Here is a 20,859-nt window from a genome sequence, read left to right on the forward strand (position 1 = left end):
ATAACATATATGCATCAAAAATAGCGTGTAAAACACCCCTAAAATACATCAGAAATCTGGCAACTAATATGACAACTTTAACTAACAATACACAAACAAGTCAAAATTTAATCGTCAATGACCTTACAGTCACTTTTGGTAATAAAACGATTTTTTCTAGCATATCTTTTGCTTTAGAGCAAGGTGAAATTGGTTGTTTACTCGGACAATCAGGTTGTGGTAAAACTACCGTATTACGTTCTATTATGGGCTTTTGTCAGCCTCAAAATGGTACAATTCATCTAGCGAATAAACTTCTATATAATGCTCAGAATAAACAAAATATCGCACCACATTTACGCCACATTGGCATGGTATTTCAAGATTATGCCTTGTTTAGTCATTTAACAGTAGCAGATAATATTTGTTTTGGTATTAAACATCTAGCTAAAAATGAACAAAAAACTCGCCTAGATGAACTTTTAACCTTAGTTGGTATGGAAGATTTTGCCCGCCGTTATCCACATGAACTTTCAGGCGGACAACAACAACGAGTAGCTTTAGCACGTGCTTTTGCCCTAAAACCAAATCTTATTTTGCTTGATGAACCATTTTCAAACCTTGATGTTGAATTGAGAGCAAGTTTATCTTTTGAAGTACGAGAATTATTAAAATCACAAAATACAACTGCTATTTTAGTAACTCACGACCAAGCAGAAGCCTTTGCAATGGCAGATAAAATTGGTGTGATGGCAAATGGTCAGTTACAACAATGGGATACACCTACTAATTTATATCAAAAACCTGCTAGTCAAGCAGTGGCGAGTTTTGTTGGAGAAGGTGTATTATTCCCTATACAAAATGTGCTGGATAATCAAACAAGTGTACAGACAGCTGTAGGTATCATCACCTGCGAAAATGCTAACGATGCTCAAGAAAATCACCATGTTTTAATACGCCCTGAACAAGTCATCATTAGTAGTGATGGCATACCTGTAACACTTCACAAACTTAACTTTAAGGGTAGTTACTGGCAAGCAAATTTACTCTTAGCAACAGGTGAGGAAGTACTAGCCCACTTGCCAACACACATGACTGCAAAAGTCGGTGATACATTAAAAGTGCAAGTGAAAAAAGGGTGGGTAGTTTAAACTAAGTTACAGTCTAAAAAATAGACGAGCTACCTTGTTATTTTATATCCACTCATTTTATCTTATTCGGAATCTCTAACCATAAATATTTTTTATATCTCCTATAATCTACATGACAAGCCCATTATTTTTCAGTAAAATATAGACATTCTCAAAAACTATGGTGAGTTCAAATCATGACTGATAAAAAAATCCCGCACGTTCTTATCATTATGGACGGTATTGGACATCGTGAAGATAACCGTGATAATGCCTACGCATCAGCAAAAACACCAACCCTTGATATGATTAAGCAAAAACATCCACATGGTTTAATTTCAACCACAGGTGAAGATGTCGGCTTACCAGCTGGGCAAATGGGTAATTCTGAAGTTGGACATATGAATTTAGGTGCAGGACGCATTGTTTATCAAGATTTTACTCTCATTAGTAAAGATATTCGTGAAGGTGGCTTTTTTCAAAAAGAGACCTTTATTAATGCCGTAGAACAAGCCAAAAATGCAGACGGTGCAGTACATATTTTTGGCTTATTGTCGCAAGGTGGTGTGCATTCACATGAAGATCATATTATGGCAATGTGTGAATTAGCATTACAACGTGGTGCAAAAGTATATCTTCATGCCTTTTTAGATGGTCGTGATACCCCACCAAAAAGTGCAGAGCCAAGTTTACAACGTTTTGAACAATTCTTTGCCGATAAGCCAAATGCACGTTTGGCAACCATGATTGGGCGTTATTTTGCAATGGATAGAGATAACCGTTGGGAACGTGTGGAACAGGCTTATCGTTTAATTACTGAAGGCGTGGCAGAACGTGTCGTAGATAGTGCAGTTCAAGGTTTACAGCTTGCTTATGAAGCTGGCGAGACAGATGAATTTGTTAAAGCGACTCGTATTGGTGAAGTAGTAACCATTAATGATGGCGATAGTATTGTCTTTATGAATTTCCGTTCTGACCGTGCTAGAGAATTAACTAAAGCCTTTGTGATTGATGATTTTGATGGTTTTACCCGTCAAGTTCGTCCAAAATTATCTGATTATGTTACCCTAACCCGTTATCAAGAAGGTTTACCTGTTAATATCGTTTATAAACCACAAAGTTTAGATAATGGTTTAGGCGAATATTTGGCAAAAGTTGGTAAAACACAATTACGTTTGGCAGAAACTGAAAAATATCCTCATGTCAGCTTTTTCTTTAGCGGTGGTATAGAACAAGAATATACAGGTGAAAAACGTATTCTGATTCCATCGCCAAAAGTAGCGACTTATGATTTACAACCAGAAATGAGTGCTTATCAAGTCACTGATGCTTTAATTGATGCTATTAATAGTGGTGAATTTGATGTATTTATCGTCAATTATGCCAATGGCGATATGGTCGGACACACAGGCGTATTTGAAGCTGCGGTGAAAGCAGTAGAAACAGTGGATACTTGTTTGGCTCGTGTCTATGATGTAGTAATGGCGAAAAAAGGACACATGATTATCACTGCTGACCATGGTAATGTTGAGCAAATGATGGATTATGAAACTGGTCAAGTACATACACAGCATACCACTGAACCTGTACCTTTTATTTATGTAGGACAGACAGGAGCAACTATTGAGACAGGTGGTATTTTAGCCGATGTTGCACCAACAATTTTAGCGTTAATGAATGTGCCACAACCTAAAGAAATGTCGGGACGTAATTTAATTCACTTGACGGATTAATTGAGCATAAAAAACGATAGAGTGAATGATATTGCAATTGTCATTCACTCTTTTTTCTTATATGCTACACATTATCCGTGCAATAATGAAATATTTTAGGAAGTATTATGTCATCTTTGACTAAAACACTACTTGCTATTACCCTTTTGAGTTTATTCAATAGTACAGTAATGGCTAAAACACAACAAGCAAATACTAAAAATATTCAAGCTAATAAAAACAAGACATCTGTAACAAATCAATCAAACTTAACCGAAACAGATGACAATTCACTTGAATTGACAGAAGATGAACAAATTAGTGAAGTACCTGTAGAAGCAATTCAACAATTTATTAAAGTCTATCAGGTAGTGCAACAAAATTATGTAAATGAACTCAATGATGAACAGCTATTTAATGCTGCCATTAAAGGCTTGGTTAATCAAGATAATTATTCTCGTTATTTAAATATGGAAGATTATCAAGATTTAATACGCTATACCGAAGGCGGTGAAGCAACGGTTGATTTTGAATTAGTTAAAAAAAATAATCATTGGGTAATCAGTCAGTTACGTGAAGATAGTACCACAGCAAAACTAGGTCTAAAAAATGATTTAGCCGTATATCGTATTAATGAACAAAACATCAATCAGCTTGATGCAGAGCAAGTACAACATTTATTATCAGGTGCAATGGGTTCAACTTTAACCATTCAACTCGGGGAAAATACACAGCCGATTAAATTAATCCGTAATAAAGCCCAAAATACCGATATTCGTTCAAAATTAATGCTACAAAATCAGGTACTTTATATTCATATTCCTGTATTTAAACAAGAAACAGCCAATGAAATTAAAAATGCAATTTATGATACCGCACATTTGCCTGTACAAGCGATTTTAATTGATTTACGTAATAATCCGGGAGGATTATTGTCATCAGCAGTGGAAACATCAGAATTATTTTTAAAACAGGGCTTAATTGTCAGTACTAAAAGCCGTGCCGAAGGTAATCAAAATTTTAGAGCCCTATCGAAACAAGTTTTTGAGCATAAATTAGGCATTCTAATTAATAGCAAATCTGCTTCTGCTGCTGAAGTATTTACTGCCGCTATGCAACAAAATCAACGTGCTTATGTGATGGGTGAAAAAAGTTACGGTAAAGGTGTGGTGCAAAAAGTTTTACCTTTAGATAATGGCGATGCTGTTTCATTAACAGTTGCACATTATTATACACCAAACGGTCAGCAACTTGATGGTAAAGGTATCATGCCTAATTTATTATCTCCACGAAATCAACTAGATGATGATGAATATTTAGAAAAAATGGCAGAAGCATTATTGCAACAGTCATCTAAACGCTAAATAAGTTTTGTTAAAATAGAGAAATTGCTTGGCAAGATGATAAAATTGCTTTAAAATAATGCAGTCCTTACCTGCAGGTCTGCTACAATGGGGTAGTTGAGCCAAACAGGTACTTAAAGAGGTTATTATGGCAAAGTTAAAAACTCGCCGTGGTGCAGCTAAACGCTTCAAAGCAACTGCGAACGGTTTCAAACGCAAACAAGCGTTTAAACGTCACATTTTGACTAAAAAATCTTCTAAACGTATCCGTCAATTACGTGGCTGTGTAATGGTTCATGTGAGTGATGTTGCTTCAGTTCGTCGTATGTGCCCATACATCTAAGGAGATAAAAAATGGCTCGTGTTAAACGTGGTGTAGTGGCTCATCGCCGTCACAAAAAAATTCTTGCTCGTGCTAAAGGTTACTACGGTGCTCGTTCACGTGTATATCGTGTAGCGTTCCAAGCAGTAATCAAAGCTGGTCAATATGCGTACCGTGACCGTCGTCAGAAAAAACGTCAATTCCGTGCTTTATGGATTGCACGTATCAATGCTGGTGCTCGTCAAAATGGTTTATCTTATAGCCGTATGATTGATGGCTTGAAAAAAGCTCAAGTAATTATCGACCGCCGTGTATTAGCAGACATTGCTATGCATGACGCTGTTGCATTTGCGGCTTTAGCTGAAAAAGCAAAATCTGCATTAGCTTAATTAAATTTATTTAAATAAGCAAAAAGGCATTGTGTTTATCGCAATGCCTTTTTATTTATGATGATAATAATTAATAGGTTCTGGTTCAAAAGTATGCTGGAAAGAAAATCGTTCGCCATGAGCTTGTCGAATGGTATGATTTTCCTAGACTTCGACAAGCTCAGTCCAAACGGAAAATCTTGTAACATACTTTTCAGACCACTACCAATTAATATACCCGAATGATTTTAGAAAAAAATAATGCCAATCGTTAAGTGCTTATCAAAATTTATCACAACATTTTGAAAATTTATCATCAACAATAGATGGATTTTATGCTATTATACTCATAATTTTTTTAATATTTAGGATAATATCATGAGCCAACATCTTTCTCTACCTAAAGATAAAATCAAATTTTTATTGCTCGAAGGTATTCATCAAAATGCGATTGATACGTTAAAAGCAGCAGGTTATACCAATATCGACCATCGTAAAACGGCTCTTGAAGGAGACGAACTCAAACAGGCGATTCAAGATGTACATTTTATTGGTATTCGTTCACGTACTCAATTAACAGAAGAAATCTTTGAAGCTGCAAATAAATTAATTGCAGTTGGTTGTTTCTGTATCGGTACTAACCAAGTTGATTTAAATGCTGCTATGTTACGTGGTATTCCTGTATTTAATGCACCATATTCAAATACACGTTCTGTAGCAGAATTAGTATTAGCTGAAACGATTTTATTATTACGCCGTGTACCTGAAAAATCAATAGCGTGCCATGCAGGTGGTTGGGATAAATCTGCAGTAGGTTCTTTTGAAACACGTGGTAAGACTTTAGGTATTGTTGGTTATGGTTCGATTGGTTCTCAACTTTCTGTGTTAGCTGAAAGTATGGGTATGAAAGTGATCTATTTTGATGTGGTTACTAAATTACCTCTAGGTAATGCACGTCAAGTAGGTACGCTTGATGAATTACTTGAACAAGCCGATGTAGTAACTTTACATGTCCCAGATGTTCCATCTACTCGTTATTTCTTTGGTAAAGAACAATTTGCAAAGATGAAACAAGGCTCTATTTTCTTAAATGCTGCACGTGGTACGTGTGTAGTCATTGAAGATTTAGCAGAAGCATTAACATCAGGTCATTTAGCGGGTGCAGCAGTTGATGTATTCCCTAAAGAACCTAAAGCCAATGGCGAAGAATTCCAATCTCCATTGCGTGGTTTAAATAACGTGATTTTAACACCACACGTTGGTGGTTCTACAATGGAAGCTCAAGCCAATATCGGTTTAGAAGTAGCAGAGAAATTTGTGGCTTATTCTGATAAAGGTATGACATTATCAGCAGTGAATTTCCCTGAAATTGCCTTACCATTAACAGAAGGTAAACACCGTTTATTACATATTCACAAAAATGTGCCAGGTGTATTGTCTAAAATTAATAGCTTATTTGCAGAACAAGGCATTAATATTTCAGGTCAATCACTCATGACTAAAGGCGATGTTGGTTATTTAGTAATGGACGTTGATGCATCAGGCTCACAAGAAGCTTTGGCAACTTTAGAACAAGTGGATGGCACAATCCGTGTTCGTGTTTTATTTTAATAATGATTTAAATTATTAAGATAATCATACAAATCACCTAGTCTTTGATTAGGTGATTTTTTATTATGATGATTTATTGTAAGTTACGATATTTTTTATACAATGATTATCAATAAAATCAGAAAAATACTTGTTTAACCGTATAGATTAGGCTATATTAACCCTATTTATGTCTAGGGCTTATCCTAATCCAAAATTTATGCGTGGAGAAATCAAATGAGTAACGCACATGAGCGTGTAAAACACGAAGGCTTACGCCAAAAAATTATGACAGCTGAACAAGCAGCTGAATTTGTTAAAGATGGTATGAATCTTGCAATTACTGGCTTTACAGGTGCAGGTTATCCAAAAGCATTACCAACTGCAATTGCGAATAAAGCGAAAGAAGCTCATGCTCGTGGTGAATCTTTTGGTATTGGCATGGTTACTGGTGCATCAACTGCTCCAGAATGTGATGGTGTTTTGGCTGAAGCAGGAGCAATTAAATTCCGTTCACCATTCCAATCTGACCCAACATTGCGTAACAGCATTAACGCAGGCAATACTGCCTACCAAGACATGCACCTATCGCACGTTGAACAACAAATGCGTCAAGGTTTCTATGGCAAATTTGATATTGCAATTGTAGAAACGGCAGGTATTACTGAAGATGGCAAATTGATTTTTGCAATGGGTATCGGTCATGGCGTAGAAGCAATTAAAAATGCGGATAAAGTCATCATCGAAGTAAACGCTGCTCAAAATGCTGGCTTAGAAGGTATGCATGATGTGTATGGTGAAGTAGGTTTACCGCCACATCGTAAGCCAATTCCATTAGTCGGTGCGTTTGACCGTATCGGTTCACCTTATATGGAATGCCCTGAAGATAAAATCCTTGCGATTGTTTTAACTAACGGTGGCGACCGTAACTCTAAATTTGCTGACCCTGATGATACCTCTAAGCGTATCGCAGCACAAATCATCGATTTCTTAGACCATGAAGTAAAAGCAGGTCGTTTACCGAAGAGCTTATTGCCATTGCAATCAGGCGTGGGTAATGTTGCGAATGCGGTCATGGCTGGTCTTTTAGATGCTCCTTTTGAAGATTTAACAGGTTATACCGAAGTTTTACAAGACGGTATGCTTGACTTAATCTTAGCAGGTAAAATGAAGCACGCATCTGCAACTGCATTGTCATTTAGTCCAGATGCATTACAACGCTTTAACGACAATATCGAATTCTTGCGTGATAAGTTGATTTTACGTCCAATGGAAATCAGTAACAACCCAGAAATTATCCGCCGCCTTGGTATCATCGGTATGAATGCGATGATTGAAGCGGACATTTATGGTAACGTGAACTCAACTCACGTGATGGGTACACGCATGATGAACGGTATTGGTGGTTCTGGTGACTTTACCCGTAACGGTTTCTTCTCGTTCTATGTCAGCCCATCAACAGCGAAAGATGGTAAGATTTCATCAATTGTGCCAATGGTCAGCCATCACGACCACACAGAACACGATGTCATGTTTATTGTAACAGAACAAGGTATGGCGGATTTGCGTGGTAAATCACCAAAACAACGTGCGAAGTTAATCATTGAAAACTGTTCACACCCTGATTACCGTGATATGTTGCGTGATTACTATGACCGTGCATTAGTCGCAAGTGAAAAAGCAGGTGGTGTACATACACCACACATCTTGCTTGAAGCATTGTCTTGGCATCAACGCTTTGTAGAAACAGGCGATATGCGTATTAAATAATTCTTAAATGAATATTTAATAAATACGGTGGTTTTTAATCACCGTATTTTTATTTTGTACTTAAAGATAATATAAAAATTAAAACAATCAATTAGGTATATTTATCGTTAAATTTTCAGTAATTAAATCAACTAATTCTACTTCTAATGTATCAGCGATTCTGCCCATGACATCAATAGAAACGGATCTTTCCCCCCGTTCTACTTCACCAATGTAAGTACGGCTCACATTTGCATTTAAGGCTAATGCTTCTTGGGATAAATCTTTCCAACGGCGAATTTTTCTTAAATTTTGGGCAAAAATAAGGCGTTGGCGATGTGGTGGATTATCATTTTTCATAGTTTTTCAATTTTAGATAAAAATAAATATCAAACAACATGATTTAAATATCTAAAAGACAACTATAATTGACAATATATTTATATTTGGATAGAATGAACCTAATTTAAGCGTAAAAGAGGTAATGTAAGATGGCATATCGTCCTGATCCTGACTTGGAGTTTCTTGGTCAATGTTCAGACCATGAACTCAATGATTTAGTAGATTGTCTAATTTATGGTAAAGATGGACAGAAACGTTTAACTGAAGAATTGACTATAAGCAGTGCATATAAAAAATATTCGCCACGTCATAGTCATTATTGGCAAGAAATTGGTGCTGAAATTCAATGTTTTGGTGCAAATAGTATTGCTACAATATTTCGTGGTGGCAAAGGTGTTCCATATAAAGAAGTTTTATGTGATGTTTGTGATAAATTCAAAGTGAAGTATGATAAAAAGTCAAATACTGTAGAAATAGAGCAAGCATTATTTTTAAAAGTTTTAGCGGACAGTATTGAACAACTTTCACCTGAAGAAAGACGAGCATTTGCAGAAGAATTAGGTGGTATTGATTTAAATGATTTAACGCCACAAGCTTTGACCATAGCACTTCAATCGTTATTTAAACTAGGTGGATTTAAATCTTATAAAATAAGTTTAATCGTTGTAAATGCAGTTGTAAAAGCTCTTTTTGGTAAGGGATTAACAATTGCAGCAAATAGAACCTTAGTCAAAACATTATCAATCTTGACTGGACCGATTGGTTGGACAATTTCAGGGGTTTGGACAGCCATAGATATTGCTTCTCCTGCTATGCGTGTTACGATTCCTGCTGTTTTTGAAGTTGCATTATTACGTCAGCGTATCATGGCAAAAGGAACGAGTGATTATGCTTTAATTGAGCAATTATATTGATAGATTTATCAATAAATATAAATACGGTGGTTTTTAATCACCGTATTTTTTTAATATTTAATATTTAATTTATATCTAACTGAATTTTTTCCAGTTTTGTGCGTAAATCAGGCAATCCTGTTTGGATCGTTTCCCATACAACAGCCAAATCAATATCAAAATAACCATGTGCGATACGATTTCTCATACCACGCATACTTCGCCATTCAATGTGCGGATTTTGTTGCGTAAATTCGCTGTATTCATTCATCAATTTCGTTGATGCTTCACCAATAATAATTAAGTTCATAATACAGGCTTGTTGTGTACGCTTATCTTCTAAAAATTCATCAAAAGTTAATCCTTCTACATAAATTAAAGTGTCTTGAATCGCTATTTTCATGTGTTGAATATAATCATTTTGGCGGTTCATAACGGTATCGCTTCCTGTAAAACTTGTTCACGAAATTGAATGGGTAAATCATACGGAGTTTTAACATCGACTTTAATGCCGAGCAAATCTTCAAGTTCACATTGTAAACCACCTAAATCAAATAATGTGGTGCTAGGCAAGGCATCAACTAGCAAATCTAAATCACTGTTTTCATTATCTTTTTTATGAATAATTGAACCAAAAATGCGTGGATTCGCCACATTAAATTGTTGAATAACTTGGCTAATAAGTAAGCGGTTATTTGCTAAAATTTCAGATGGTTTAGGCATTTTAAACTCTCCTATTTTTTCACATTCTAACTGAAATCATGATGAATGAAAAGTCTGTTAAATTCAAATTCGTGGAATGATTCAATATCATCATTTTATCCAAATTGTATAGATTGTGTTATAATAAACCATGTTATTTTTAAGGATAAATCCCATGACTGAACGATTTTCGACTGCGATTGACGAATTAAAAGCCAAATTTGGCAATGCCTTATCGACCAATTTAACGGTACGAGAGCAACATGCTCATACCATGAGTTGGCTTTCACCACAAGCACCTGATGCCGTTTTAACTGTTACAGATAAATATCAAATTAGTGAAGCGGTTAAAATTTGTAATGCTCATAAAATGCCTGTGATTGCTTTTGGTACAGGTTCGTCATTGGAAGGGCAACTCAACGCACCACACGGCGGATTAAGCATTGATATGTCGCAAATGACAGAAGTATTAAGTATCAATGCAGAAGATTTAACCGCTACCGTGCAAGCAGGTGTTACCCGTGAACAGCTTAATGAAGCCTTACGCCATACAGGATTATTTTTCCCGATTGACCCTGGTGCAAATGCCAGTATTGGCGGTATGACAGCGACTCGTGCATCAGGAACAAATGCGGTTCGCTATGGCACGATGAAAGATGTGGTATTGTGCCTAGAAGTAGTATTGCCCAATGGAGAAATCATTAAAACAGGAACACGAGCAAAAAAATCATCAGCAGGTTACGATTTAACCCGTTTAATGATTGGTTCAGAAGGAACGTTGGGGATTATTACTGAAATTACCGTAAAATTATTTGGGCAACCTGAATGTGTGGGCAGTGGTATATGTCATTTTGATAGCATTGATGGTGCGTGCCAAGCGGTAATGCTCACAGTACAATACGGCTTACCAGTGGCTCGTTTAGAATTATTGGACGCAACGCAAGTAAAAGCGTGTAATGCCTATTCAAAATTGACTTTAGCGGAAAAACCGACATTATTTGTAGAGTTTCATGGCACAGAAAACAGCGTAGCGGAACAAGCGGAAATTTTTCAAGGGATTATCAGCGAATATGGCGGTTCAGATTTTAGCTATAGCAGCGATGAAAATGAACGTAAAAAAATGTGGACGGCTCGTCATAATGCCTACTATGCGACCAAAGCTCTAAAACCAGAATATGAAAGTTTATCAACTGATGCCTGTGTGCCGATTTCTCGTTTAGCGGAATGTGTAACAGAAACGATTGCCGATATTGAACAACAAGGTATGATTGCTCCTGTGGTCGGTCATGTGGGCGATGGTAATTTCCATGTATTATTATTGTTGGATAAGAATAATCCTGATGATATTGAAAAGACCAAAGGTATTTTATCTCGTTTGGCGAAACGTGCCATTGCAATGGACGGCACCTGTACAGGTGAGCATGGGATTGGACAAGGTAAACGTTCCTATATGGAACTTGAACATGGAGCAGAAGCCATCGCCGTGATGAAAGCCATTAAAACTGCTATCGACCCAAATAATATCATGAATCCTGATAAGATTTGGTTTTAAATCGATGACTTAAAATAGGTAGGTGGATATATTGTATATAATATATTCACCTACTTTTTAAATGTAACCAAATAATTTCCACGATAAAAAAATAAATATACAAAAAATAAAAACTTTTGTAATATAGCAAAACAAAAAATTCATATTAACATCAACACGTTGTTTAGGAATGTATGGAATGACTACTGAAACGCAAACAACTCAAACTTTAAATAACAATCCTTATAAGGTTGCTATTTCATCAATGGTCGGCACAGCTATTGAATTTTATGACTATTATATCTATGCAGCAGCAGCAGTATTGGTATTTAGTACACAGTTTTTTAATAAGTCTGACCCAGCGGTAGCGACTTTATTATCATTATCCACATTAGCATTGGCATTTATTGCTCGCCCGTTTGGTTCATTATTATTTGGCTACTTTGGCGATAAAATTGGACGTAAAAAAACGCTCGTTGCCTCACTCCTAACCATGGGGATTTCAACCATCGCCATTGGCTGTTTACCAACCTATGACGATATTGGCATTTGGGCAGCGATTTTATTGTGTATTTGCCGTATCGGTCAAGGTATTGGCTTAGGCGGTGAATGGGGTGGTGCAGCTCTGGTTGCAGTAGAAAATGCTCCACCTGAAAAACGTGCTTGGTTTGGTATGTTCCCGCAACTCGGTGCTCCAATCGGTTTATTTTTAGCAAATGCGGTATTCTTTGGTATTAGCTTAGCGATTGGTCATGAGGCATTGGTAGAATGGGGCTGGCGTATTCCATTTATCGCATCAATTTTATTGGTTGCAACAGGTTTATATATGCGTATTAGCTTGCATGAGAGCCATGTTTTTGAAGAAGCGGAACAAGCGGGTAAAACCAAAGGTGTACCAACCATTGAAGTGTTTAAAAAGAGCTGGTTACAAGTGCTTCAAGGTACTATTATGATTACTGCCTTGTATGTATTGTTCTACATCATGACGGCATTTGCTCAAGTGTATTCTAAATCACCTGTGAAATATTCTGAAGCAGGCTATCAGATGGGCTTAGGTATCCCTGCCAATACTTATACAGGTTTCTTACTATTTGGTGCAGTGGTATTTGGTTGTTTTGTTGCCATTTCTGGTGTATTGGGCGATAAAATTGGTCGCCGTAAATTACAGTTGATTGTAACAGCATTGATTGGTATTTTTGGTTTGTGCTTACCAATGTTCTTGGTTGATGGTACGCCAATGTCGGTCTTAGCATTCCTTGTGATTGGTTTTGCCTTGATGGGTTTGACTTACGGTCCTGTGGCAGCGATTTTACCTGAAATTTTCCCAACTGAAGTGCGTTATACTGGGGCAAATTTAGCCTATAACTTGGCAGCTATCACTGGTGCATCGATTGCAACTTTAGTGGCAATGGCAATCAATGAACAGTACGGTATGATGGGAGTAGGGATTTATCTCACAGCCAATGCAGTATTGAGTATTATTGCTTTCTGGTTCTCCAAAGAAACTAAAGATGTGGATTTGACTAAACTCTAATTTATCATGCTTGATAATATTAAAATACGGTGTTTTTTCAATCACCGTATTTTTATTGAAAAATCATTTTTCACGCATAAAAATGATGTAAAAATTAGGAGTGAATTACCATTCGCCCTACACAACATTAATAGCTAATCAAGTTAAGAAAAGTATAATCTATTAAGATAATGATTTTTCCTGCTGTTTTAATTTAGAACGTACCACCCATTTACCTAAAAATGGTCGCATATAATGAATTAAAGCCAAGAAAATCAACATTGTACCCAAATGGCGTGATAAACCTGAGGGATTTAACGTACCATAACTTAATAAGTTATCAATAATCGCATACGAAGCTAACACCGCTACCCATGCTAAAATATTATGCTTTTTAATACCCACCGCCAAAAATGCAATGGTACTCATCACAAAAGTTGCAATAAATGAATAAATTGGCATATTGGCGGCAATCGCTGCAATTAAAAACGCAATAATGGGTAATACAATTTTAAATGCACGATTAATTTGTTGGTCGGTTTCTTCGTACAATTTTAAGGCATTATCTAATTGTTGTTGTTCATTCAACATCTCTTGCTGTTCATTACTTCTTTTCACCTTTTTCGGTGTACCATAAGTTTTTATTTCATGATTTTTTGCACGGAATGCCATAACAAATATTACAATTTAACAATGATATTATGTGGATAATAGCATAAAATATCCCTTTTGATAATCATTTTACTCGCTGATTTATGAAATTGATGTTTATTTTAATGGCATTTATTTTGCTGTTACCACTGATTACTGTTCCACTTATGCAACGTTTTTCTACACAAACCAAAACGTCTATCTATACCCATTTACATAGTGTTTTTATTTTAACTGCAATGCTTGGAAAATGGGTCATGATGTTCCCTATTCATATGCTACAACAACTTGCTATTGGCTTTATCGTATTTAGTATTGGCTATAGTATAAGTCAAATTGGCAAATGGCGTATCTTTCAAAAAATCATGTTCGGTTTGATGCTACTGTCTAGTGTATGGATACTAGGTTTGATGATAGTTTTATCCTAGTCTTTGATGATGGTTAAAATAATACTTATCAGAAAAACTAATCATTAAAATGAATTATTATTATTACAAATGTCAAAAAAGCTATAGCAAAACTAATGAAAATATTATAATATATAAAAATGTAAATTAAAATGGCTTATCATTAAGCCTTGAGTGAGTTACTTAAAATTCATTCAAGACCTATCGCCTATAGGAGGCAAATTATGTACGATGACCATCATGTCGAATTTGATAAAAATGCACCCATAAACTGGCCAGCAACAATTATGCTGATTGGTTCGCCAATTTTAGCCTTAATTGCTATTCCAATTTATACCTATTATCATGATTTTAGTATTGCAGCATGGATTAGCTTTTTTGTGCTTTGGGCATATAGTGGCTTAGGTATTACAGCAGGCTATCATCGTTTATGGTCGCACCGTTCTTATAATGCTTCTTTACCACTCAAAATATTCTTGATGATTGGCGGTACGATGGCAATTCAAAACAGTATTCTTTACTGGTCAGCAGGACATCGTGTACATCATCGTTTTGTTGATGATGAAGACCATGACCCATACTCAATTAAACGTGGTTTTTGGTTTGCTCACATGGGCTGGATGTTGCGTAATTATGATTCTGCTCCTAAAGATTTCAGTAATGTCCCTGATTTACTAAATGATAAATTAGTGATGTTCCAACATAATCACTATGTACCCTTTGTGATTGTGTGTCATACTGCTATCTTACTGATTACAGGTTGGATTGTTGGCGATGTTTGGGGTGTGATTTTATTAGGTGGCTTATTGCGTTTAATTGTTAGTCATCATATGACTTTCTTTATTAACTCACTTTGCCATATGTATGGTAAACGTCCTTATACCGATGAAAATACTGCTCGTGATAATTTCTGGTTAGCGATTTTTACTTGGGGTGAAGGCTATCATAATTATCATCATATTTTCCAATACGACTATCGTAATGGTATCAAATGGTGGCAATATGACCCAACAAAATGGTTAATTTGGTTGAGTTCAAAACTTGGCTTAGCGAGTGATTTACGTAGTATTCCAGAATTTAATATCAAAAAAGCTGAATTGGCCATGAAATTTAAATATGCTGAACAAGATTTAGCGATTTATGGGCATAATTTAAGTGAAGATATGCAAACCATTAAAACAAAAATTGCTCAAGAATATGATGATTTCTGCACAACAATGAACGAGTGGAAAGCATTAAAAGAGCAAGAATTAAAAGCTAAAAAAGATGAGTTTAATCATAAAGTTAGCGAAATTGATGGTAAATTAAAAGCAGAATTTGCTACTTTAGAACATCGTTTAGCTGAACAACAACAACGTTTAGAACATCTGATGAAAGGCATTAGTAAAAAAATAGCTTAAACTCAATGTAAATAAAAAGGCAAATCTGAAATGGATTTGCCTTTTTACATATCAATTCTAGTTTATATCATTTAGAAATCGATTAAAAGTATTTAATCTCAATTAAATGTTTTTGTTGAAAATATAAAATCACTCCCAAATGCTCACATAAAATCATCTGACGCAAATTTAAAAATTGAATATTGGTTTTCCGTAAATACTGTAAACATTCAGCATAACTCATATTTAACTGCACATTTAATGGTAGTTTAATCATATTTATCTCTCCTACTGTTTTTCACCAATCGCATACCAATCGACATGACGTGTAATAAACATCACCACTGCCACTAAAATAAAGGCAAAGATTGAACCCATTAAGAATGTTTTTTCTGATGATTGCAATAACACATACATCACCATATATAAACCGCTTAATAACACACTAAATAATGCGACATTTTTCCAGCCTTTTAAAACATACATCAAATACCAAGAAATTAAACCAATACAAGCAATACTTGCACTATAATATGCCACAAGATAACTAAAATGTTCACTCACCGATAATAATAAAACAAAGAATACCGATTGAGCTACACCAACCAATAAATATTGAATTGGATGAATACGCAAACCTTTTAACACTTCAAATAAGAAGAAACAACCAAAAGTCATCATGGTAATTAACCAACCATATTTTGTTGCTCTATCGGTTTGGCTATAAATATTGATGGGTTCAATAAATTCAACATAAAAGCCTTTTTCAGGTAAGATACTATGCGAACATTGATGATCATTAAAACAACTTTTTAACTGTTCTTGGTAGTAATTACCTAGATTTAAATTTTTCCACATTGCAGAAAAACCTTGCTCCGTTGATGTATTTTGTTGCGGTAGATTTTCCCCTGCATATTTTGCATCTGACCAATTTCCTTTAGCATTAAAAATATGATGCTCATGATTAGGAATAAACGCAAATGATTTTAAACCATCAAGCTGTAGATTTAATTCTACATTCTGTTTTAAGTTTTGCCAATCTGATGAATTTAAATCTAACTCTAATGCGGTTAATCCTGCATTTTTCTGTTGAAATTGAGCAAATTCTAAGGTATATTTTTGCCCGCCCATCGTTAATACAGGTTTTTGCTGAATACCACGCAAATCAGCCACAGGAAATATTAACTTTGCTTTAGACCAATCATAATTCAATTGTGGTAACTGCTCCATATTAAAACCCATTTTAGCGGAAATTTGTGCTTGATAACTGGTCGCACGATAAATCCCACGTTGATATTGTTGATTGGACACATTAAAATCCGTATTCCATTCACTTTGACTTGGAAAAATTAAATGCTGTTTTTCATAAGTACATAATTTTGCATTTAATGGCTCTTCGGTATTTTTCTGACACGGTAATTGCACCATATAAGGCACACGAATCATCGGACTCACCATATATTGTGTCGAAATTTGATGTTTTTCGATTTGTTCAATCACATCTTTTTGATAATCCGCACGTTCATGCACAATATAACGTACCAATACTAAAGTAAATGCAAAACCAATGAGTAAAAATACCAACATCATACATTTTGAAAATAAGCGATTTTGTTGCATCATTTCACCAAAAATAAATAACATAGTTACAATATGCGTCATAATAATCCACTTCGGTGAAATCGCTTTGAAGTGTAGATGAAGTTTCTGTGAAGTTTTTGCTTATTTTTTATTCTCAAAATTAAACTAATACACATTTAAAATTAAATATTTTATAAAAATCAATGCATTAAATCAATTTATCAAATCAAAATAAATACACACACGCACCCCATGACACGGTGTTTTAACATCATCAGCTGTGGTTATTTCTGTGATATTTTCAATGAAAATATCACCATGTAAACCGATTAACACCTGTTTCACTAAGGTTAAACCAATACCAGAACTCCGTTGTTGCGTATGTGGGCGTGGCAAAGAAAAATAACGTTCAAATATTTGCGATAAGGCAAAATCTGGAATATGTTTCCCTTGATTGATAATCTCCAATTGGACTTTATGCTGACGGATATTTAAAGACACCCATAATTGCCTATCACAAAAATCAATCGCATTATCTAACACATTATAAATTACTTGTGATAACCAAAACTTATCACTATCAATATAAATATCATCAACAATATGTAGTGATAATTGACAATCAAATTGTTGAATTTTATTCTGATAATTTTCCATAATCTCTAATAATAATTGTGAAAAATTTAATCGCTGAAATTCAAAGGTATAAGGTGCTTTTTCTAATCGTGTTAATAAAAGCATTCGCTCAATCAATTGATATAAACGTTGGCTTTGTTGTTCTATTTGTTGAGCAAATTGTTGTTGATGTGAATATGGAATATCTTCTTGTAATAATTCTGCATTGGCTTGAATCGCAGTTAATGGACTTTTTAATTCATGGGTCAGCGTATTAATATAATTTTCCACATAGGCACGGTCTTCTAAAACCATTCTCATATCACTAATCGCTTGCGTTACTGCATTTAATTCTTTGGCGGAATAAAAATAAGGTGCGTGTTGAATCGGAGCAAGGGCTTGAGCATAATGTCGTACTTTATCAATACTATGTCTTAACCAAAATGCAACCATACTCGATAATATTAAACTAGCAAAAGCAATCCAAAATGCCTGCTGTAACATATATTGTTTTGCACGTTGAATATAAGGCTGTACTGAATAATTCGGCTTGCCCACACTTATCACGCCAATTAACTGATTTTGCCAAATAATCGGAGCAGCAATAAACATCACTGTACTATTTGGGTCATCAGGATTTTGTCGAGTACTTCTTGCCCCATAACGTCCACGCAAAGTTAAATATACATCATTCCATTGTGAATAATCCTGCCCAACCGCTTGCCCTGTAGAATCATAAATCACAATACCTTGCACATTAGTAATATATATTTGCTGATGAATTTGCTTTTTGGGCATTTGCCAAATGGTTGCGTGTAATTCACGATTTAATGCCAATTCAATTTTTTGCTGAAAATCATCGTGTTGTACTTTTTGATAATACACATCTTCTGCGACTAATTGAGCAATAATATTGACATTTTCTGCTAATGTATCTTCCACCACTTGTCGCATATTCGGTTTAATTTGTTCATTCACGGTATATAACATCAATGCCAATACCAAGACTAAAACTAAACTAAAGAAAAACCAAATCCGCACAAATATCGACATTTAAAATATTCCAGAATCATTTTAATATTTTTTTAAGGCATATCCCACACCACGATAGGTCATAATCTGTTCATCATCAGGTGTAATCTGTTTAATCTTTTGTCTTAATGATTTAATATGCGTATCAATCGTACGTTCTAAACTATGGTCTGGATTTTCCCATACGGCATTCATTAACTGCTGACGGCTAAAAATCTGTTCTGGGTGAGCAATAAAATACGCCAATAATCCATATTCATAACGTGTTAAATATAATAATTCACCATGATAATAAATTTGTAATCGCTCTGGAATCATTTGCCATAATAATGTTGATGCTTGCTGATTGCCATCGGATAATATCGGACGTTCCATTCTCCGCCAAATCGCTTTAATCCGAGAGATAATTTCTCTGGCACTAAATGGCTTAGGACAATAATCATCAGCCCCAATTTCTAAACCAATAATGCGGTCAATTTCATCATCACGAGCGGTTAAAAATAATAATGGCGTTTGACAAAATTGCCGTAATTGCTTGCATAATTCAAAACCGTTCATATCAGGCAAACCCACATCTAAAATAATAAAATCAAAATGCTGTTGCCGACAAATGTCCAACGCCTGTTGCCCTTGTGCGACCCATGTTACCTGCCAGCCTTCACGCTCTAACGCATAACGCAAAGGCAATACAATCGCTTGCTCATCTTCAACATAAAGAATATGCTTGGACATCAATATGCCTATAACTTCGCTTGGAAATGCTGATGTAACTGCTCAATATTATCCACAATCACATCGGCATAAGGCTGTAAAATCTCCGCACCATGCACGCCATGTGTGATGCCAATCGCTTGCATATTGATATTTTTTGCCATCTGCACATCGTACACGCTATCGCCCACCATAATCGCTTGTTCTGCCGTCAGATTGAGTTCTGTTAAAATCTGCTCTAGCATCAATGGGTTAGGTTTAGATAAAGCTTCATCAGCACAACGAGAAGTAACAAAAATATCTTTACATTCAGGCATACGCTCAAACACACGATTTAAACCTTTACGAGCCTTACCTGTCGCCACTGCCAACAAAATACCACGTTGTTTTAAATCTTGTAACATCGTCAATGCCCCATCATACCAAGCATCATGGGCGGAATGTGGCACATTATGCTCAACATAAGTATCAAAAATCTGTTGGCGTTTTTCTGCATCATCAGTCGGAAATAACGTGTCTAAGGCGATTGGTAAAGCTAAACCAATCACATCTTTGGCTTGTTGATTACTAATCTGATAACCAAATTTATCCGCAGTAAATTGTAAACTCGATACAATGGTATCAATCGAATTGCACAACGTACCGTCCCAATCAAAAATCACTAATTTGATATTCTTCATGTTTGGCTACTTATAATTCAGCGATGGTTTTGGGTAATAATTGCTCTAAACGTGCTGTTGAAAACTTTTGCATTAATTCACTTTGTTCAAATGTTTTGACGACATTTTGATTTTCAGTACTCAAAGTATTAAATACTTCAGGTAGGCGAATACTTAACCAAATTAAGGCACATAAGACTAATTTATCGCCAATTTCTTGACTCTCTGCCGATAATGTTGGTAAATTACTTAAAACTTGTTTCAGTAAATCGGTTGAACGTGCCACGAATGGGTGAAATTCCTGCCCTTCTAAGGTAAAACGTTGAATTGAAAAGGCACGCACGCCTTGAGCCGTCATAGTAAGTGCTTGAGCGATTTTCGGTAAATTGTATTCACGATTATCATCAAACATTTGCGGAGCGATGGCTTGCATAATCATTGGCGTTTCAGTAATCACATCACCATTATCTAACAATAATGATGGCACTTGGCTAAATGGATTTACCGCTGTTAATTCCGTTGGATTTTCCCAAGGCATGACAAATTTTAATGCTAAATCAATTTGATACTGCTCGGCAACCGTCAATAACATACGAGTATAGGGCGATGTAGTACTAATATATAAAGTTGGCATGATAGTCTCTCTTCAA

At 35.5% G+C, this 20,859-nt stretch carries 22 protein-coding genes; 12 read left to right on the forward strand and 10 right to left on the reverse strand.

Annotated elements, in window-relative coordinates; all coding sequences use genetic code 11:
• The first annotated feature begins 68 nt into the window (after nucleotides 1–68).
• From LU301_RS09585 to scpC, 7 genes are all read left to right on the forward strand, one after another.
• Nucleotides 69–1,130, forward strand: coding sequence for an ABC transporter ATP-binding protein (locus tag LU301_RS09585; RefSeq protein ID WP_305270270.1), 1,062 nt, complete (start codon nucleotides 69–71; stop codon nucleotides 1,128–1,130).
• A gap of 176 nt (nucleotides 1,131–1,306) precedes the next feature.
• Entirely contained in the window at nucleotides 1,307–2,842 is a 1,536-nt protein-coding gene (gene gpmI, locus LU301_RS09590; RefSeq protein WP_305270271.1) for a 2,3-bisphosphoglycerate-independent phosphoglycerate mutase, read from the forward strand.
• 107 nt (nucleotides 2,843–2,949) lie between these two features.
• Nucleotides 2,950–4,185, forward strand: coding sequence for a S41 family peptidase (locus LU301_RS09595; protein WP_305270273.1), 1,236 nt, complete (start codon nucleotides 2,950–2,952; stop codon nucleotides 4,183–4,185).
• Nucleotides 4,186–4,312: 127 nt separating this feature from the next.
• A complete protein-coding gene (rpmI, locus tag LU301_RS09600) occupies nucleotides 4,313–4,507 on the forward strand; it encodes a 50S ribosomal protein L35 (protein ID WP_034585468.1) in 195 nt (64 codons plus the stop codon).
• Between the two features lie 11 nt (nucleotides 4,508–4,518).
• Complete coding sequence (rplT, locus tag LU301_RS09605) at nucleotides 4,519–4,875, forward strand: 50S ribosomal protein L20 (RefSeq protein ID WP_305270278.1); 357 nt, start codon at nucleotides 4,519–4,521, stop codon at nucleotides 4,873–4,875.
• Between the two features lie 357 nt (nucleotides 4,876–5,232).
• Nucleotides 5,233–6,465 (forward strand): phosphoglycerate dehydrogenase, encoded by a 1,233-nt coding sequence (gene serA, locus LU301_RS09610; RefSeq protein ID WP_305270279.1) that lies wholly within the window; start codon nucleotides 5,233–5,235, stop codon nucleotides 6,463–6,465.
• Between the two features lie 216 nt (nucleotides 6,466–6,681).
• Nucleotides 6,682–8,214: a succinyl-CoA:acetate CoA-transferase ScpC gene (gene scpC / locus LU301_RS09615; RefSeq protein ID WP_305270281.1), complete on the forward strand. Its 1,533-nt coding sequence runs from the start codon at nucleotides 6,682–6,684 to the stop codon at nucleotides 8,212–8,214.
• Nucleotides 8,215–8,301: 87 nt separating this feature from the next.
• On the opposite strand, the gene LU301_RS09620 is transcribed toward scpC, so the two are convergent.
• Entirely contained in the window at nucleotides 8,302–8,553 is a 252-nt protein-coding gene (locus LU301_RS09620) for a helix-turn-helix domain-containing protein (RefSeq protein WP_305270283.1), read from the reverse strand.
• 131 nt (nucleotides 8,554–8,684) lie between these two features.
• On the opposite strand from LU301_RS09620, the gene LU301_RS09625 reads away from it, so the two are divergent.
• A complete protein-coding gene (locus tag LU301_RS09625) occupies nucleotides 8,685–9,449 on the forward strand; it encodes a YaaW family protein (RefSeq protein ID WP_305270285.1) in 765 nt (254 codons plus the stop codon).
• Nucleotides 9,450–9,513: 64 nt separating this feature from the next.
• On the opposite strand, the gene LU301_RS09630 is transcribed toward LU301_RS09625, so the two are convergent.
• Together LU301_RS09630 and LU301_RS09635 are read right to left on the reverse strand one after the other, a co-directional pair.
• Complete coding sequence (locus LU301_RS09630) at nucleotides 9,514–9,861, reverse strand: HepT-like ribonuclease domain-containing protein (RefSeq protein WP_305270287.1); 348 nt, start codon at nucleotides 9,859–9,861, stop codon at nucleotides 9,514–9,516.
• Complete coding sequence (locus LU301_RS09635; protein WP_305270290.1) at nucleotides 9,858–10,151, reverse strand: nucleotidyltransferase family protein; 294 nt, start codon at nucleotides 10,149–10,151, stop codon at nucleotides 9,858–9,860. The genes LU301_RS09630 and LU301_RS09635 overlap by 4 nt, the downstream gene beginning before the upstream one ends.
• Nucleotides 10,152–10,305: 154 nt before the next feature.
• On the opposite strand from LU301_RS09635, the gene LU301_RS09640 reads away from it, so the two are divergent.
• Entirely contained in the window at nucleotides 10,306–11,682 is a 1,377-nt protein-coding gene (locus LU301_RS09640; protein WP_305270291.1) for an FAD-binding oxidoreductase, read from the forward strand.
• A gap of 178 nt (nucleotides 11,683–11,860) precedes the next feature.
• Entirely contained in the window at nucleotides 11,861–13,195 is a 1,335-nt protein-coding gene (locus tag LU301_RS09645) for a metabolite/H+ symporter (protein ID WP_305270292.1), read from the forward strand.
• A 162-nt stretch (nucleotides 13,196–13,357) separates the two neighbouring features.
• Here LU301_RS09645 and LU301_RS09650 read toward each other — a convergent pair whose 3' ends face one another.
• The gene (locus LU301_RS09650) at nucleotides 13,358–13,846 is read right to left on the reverse strand and encodes a hypothetical protein (RefSeq protein WP_305270294.1); all 489 of its coding nucleotides are present in this window, start codon (nucleotides 13,844–13,846) and stop codon (nucleotides 13,358–13,360) included.
• A gap of 92 nt (nucleotides 13,847–13,938) precedes the next feature.
• On the opposite strand from LU301_RS09650, the gene LU301_RS09655 reads away from it, so the two are divergent.
• Both LU301_RS09655 and LU301_RS09660 read left to right on the forward strand, forming a co-directional pair.
• Nucleotides 13,939–14,253 (forward strand): hypothetical protein, encoded by a 315-nt coding sequence (locus tag LU301_RS09655; protein WP_305270296.1) that lies wholly within the window; start codon nucleotides 13,939–13,941, stop codon nucleotides 14,251–14,253.
• A 203-nt stretch (nucleotides 14,254–14,456) separates the two neighbouring features.
• Complete coding sequence (locus tag LU301_RS09660) at nucleotides 14,457–15,632, forward strand: acyl-CoA desaturase (RefSeq protein WP_305270298.1); 1,176 nt, start codon at nucleotides 14,457–14,459, stop codon at nucleotides 15,630–15,632.
• 82 nt (nucleotides 15,633–15,714) lie between these two features.
• On the opposite strand, the gene LU301_RS09665 is transcribed toward LU301_RS09660, so the two are convergent.
• From LU301_RS09665 to LU301_RS09690, 6 genes are all read right to left on the reverse strand, one after another.
• Nucleotides 15,715–15,888: a hypothetical protein gene (locus LU301_RS09665; protein WP_305270301.1), complete on the reverse strand. Its 174-nt coding sequence runs from the start codon at nucleotides 15,886–15,888 to the stop codon at nucleotides 15,715–15,717.
• Between the two features lie 11 nt (nucleotides 15,889–15,899).
• A complete protein-coding gene (gene creD, locus LU301_RS09670) occupies nucleotides 15,900–17,273 on the reverse strand; it encodes a cell envelope integrity protein CreD (protein WP_305270303.1) in 1,374 nt (457 codons plus the stop codon).
• Between the two features lie 132 nt (nucleotides 17,274–17,405).
• A complete protein-coding gene (gene creC, locus LU301_RS09675) occupies nucleotides 17,406–18,860 on the reverse strand; it encodes a two-component system sensor histidine kinase CreC (protein WP_305270305.1) in 1,455 nt (484 codons plus the stop codon).
• A 21-nt stretch (nucleotides 18,861–18,881) separates the two neighbouring features.
• The gene (gene creB, locus LU301_RS09680; protein WP_305270307.1) at nucleotides 18,882–19,574 is read right to left on the reverse strand and encodes a two-component system response regulator CreB; all 693 of its coding nucleotides are present in this window, start codon (nucleotides 19,572–19,574) and stop codon (nucleotides 18,882–18,884) included.
• Nucleotides 19,575–19,579: 5 nt separating this feature from the next.
• On the reverse strand, nucleotides 19,580–20,230 hold the full coding sequence (locus LU301_RS09685) for an HAD family hydrolase (RefSeq protein ID WP_305270309.1): 651 nt from the start codon (nucleotides 20,228–20,230) through the stop codon (nucleotides 19,580–19,582).
• Nucleotides 20,231–20,240: 10 nt separating this feature from the next.
• A complete protein-coding gene (locus LU301_RS09690; protein ID WP_305270311.1) occupies nucleotides 20,241–20,843 on the reverse strand; it encodes a glutathione S-transferase N-terminal domain-containing protein in 603 nt (200 codons plus the stop codon).
• Nucleotides 20,844–20,859 lie beyond the last annotated feature (16 nt).

This window comes from Moraxella sp. ZY210820, from assembly GCF_030674635.1.
In the GTDB taxonomy this organism is placed as follows: domain Bacteria; phylum Pseudomonadota; class Gammaproteobacteria; order Pseudomonadales; family Moraxellaceae; genus Acinetobacter.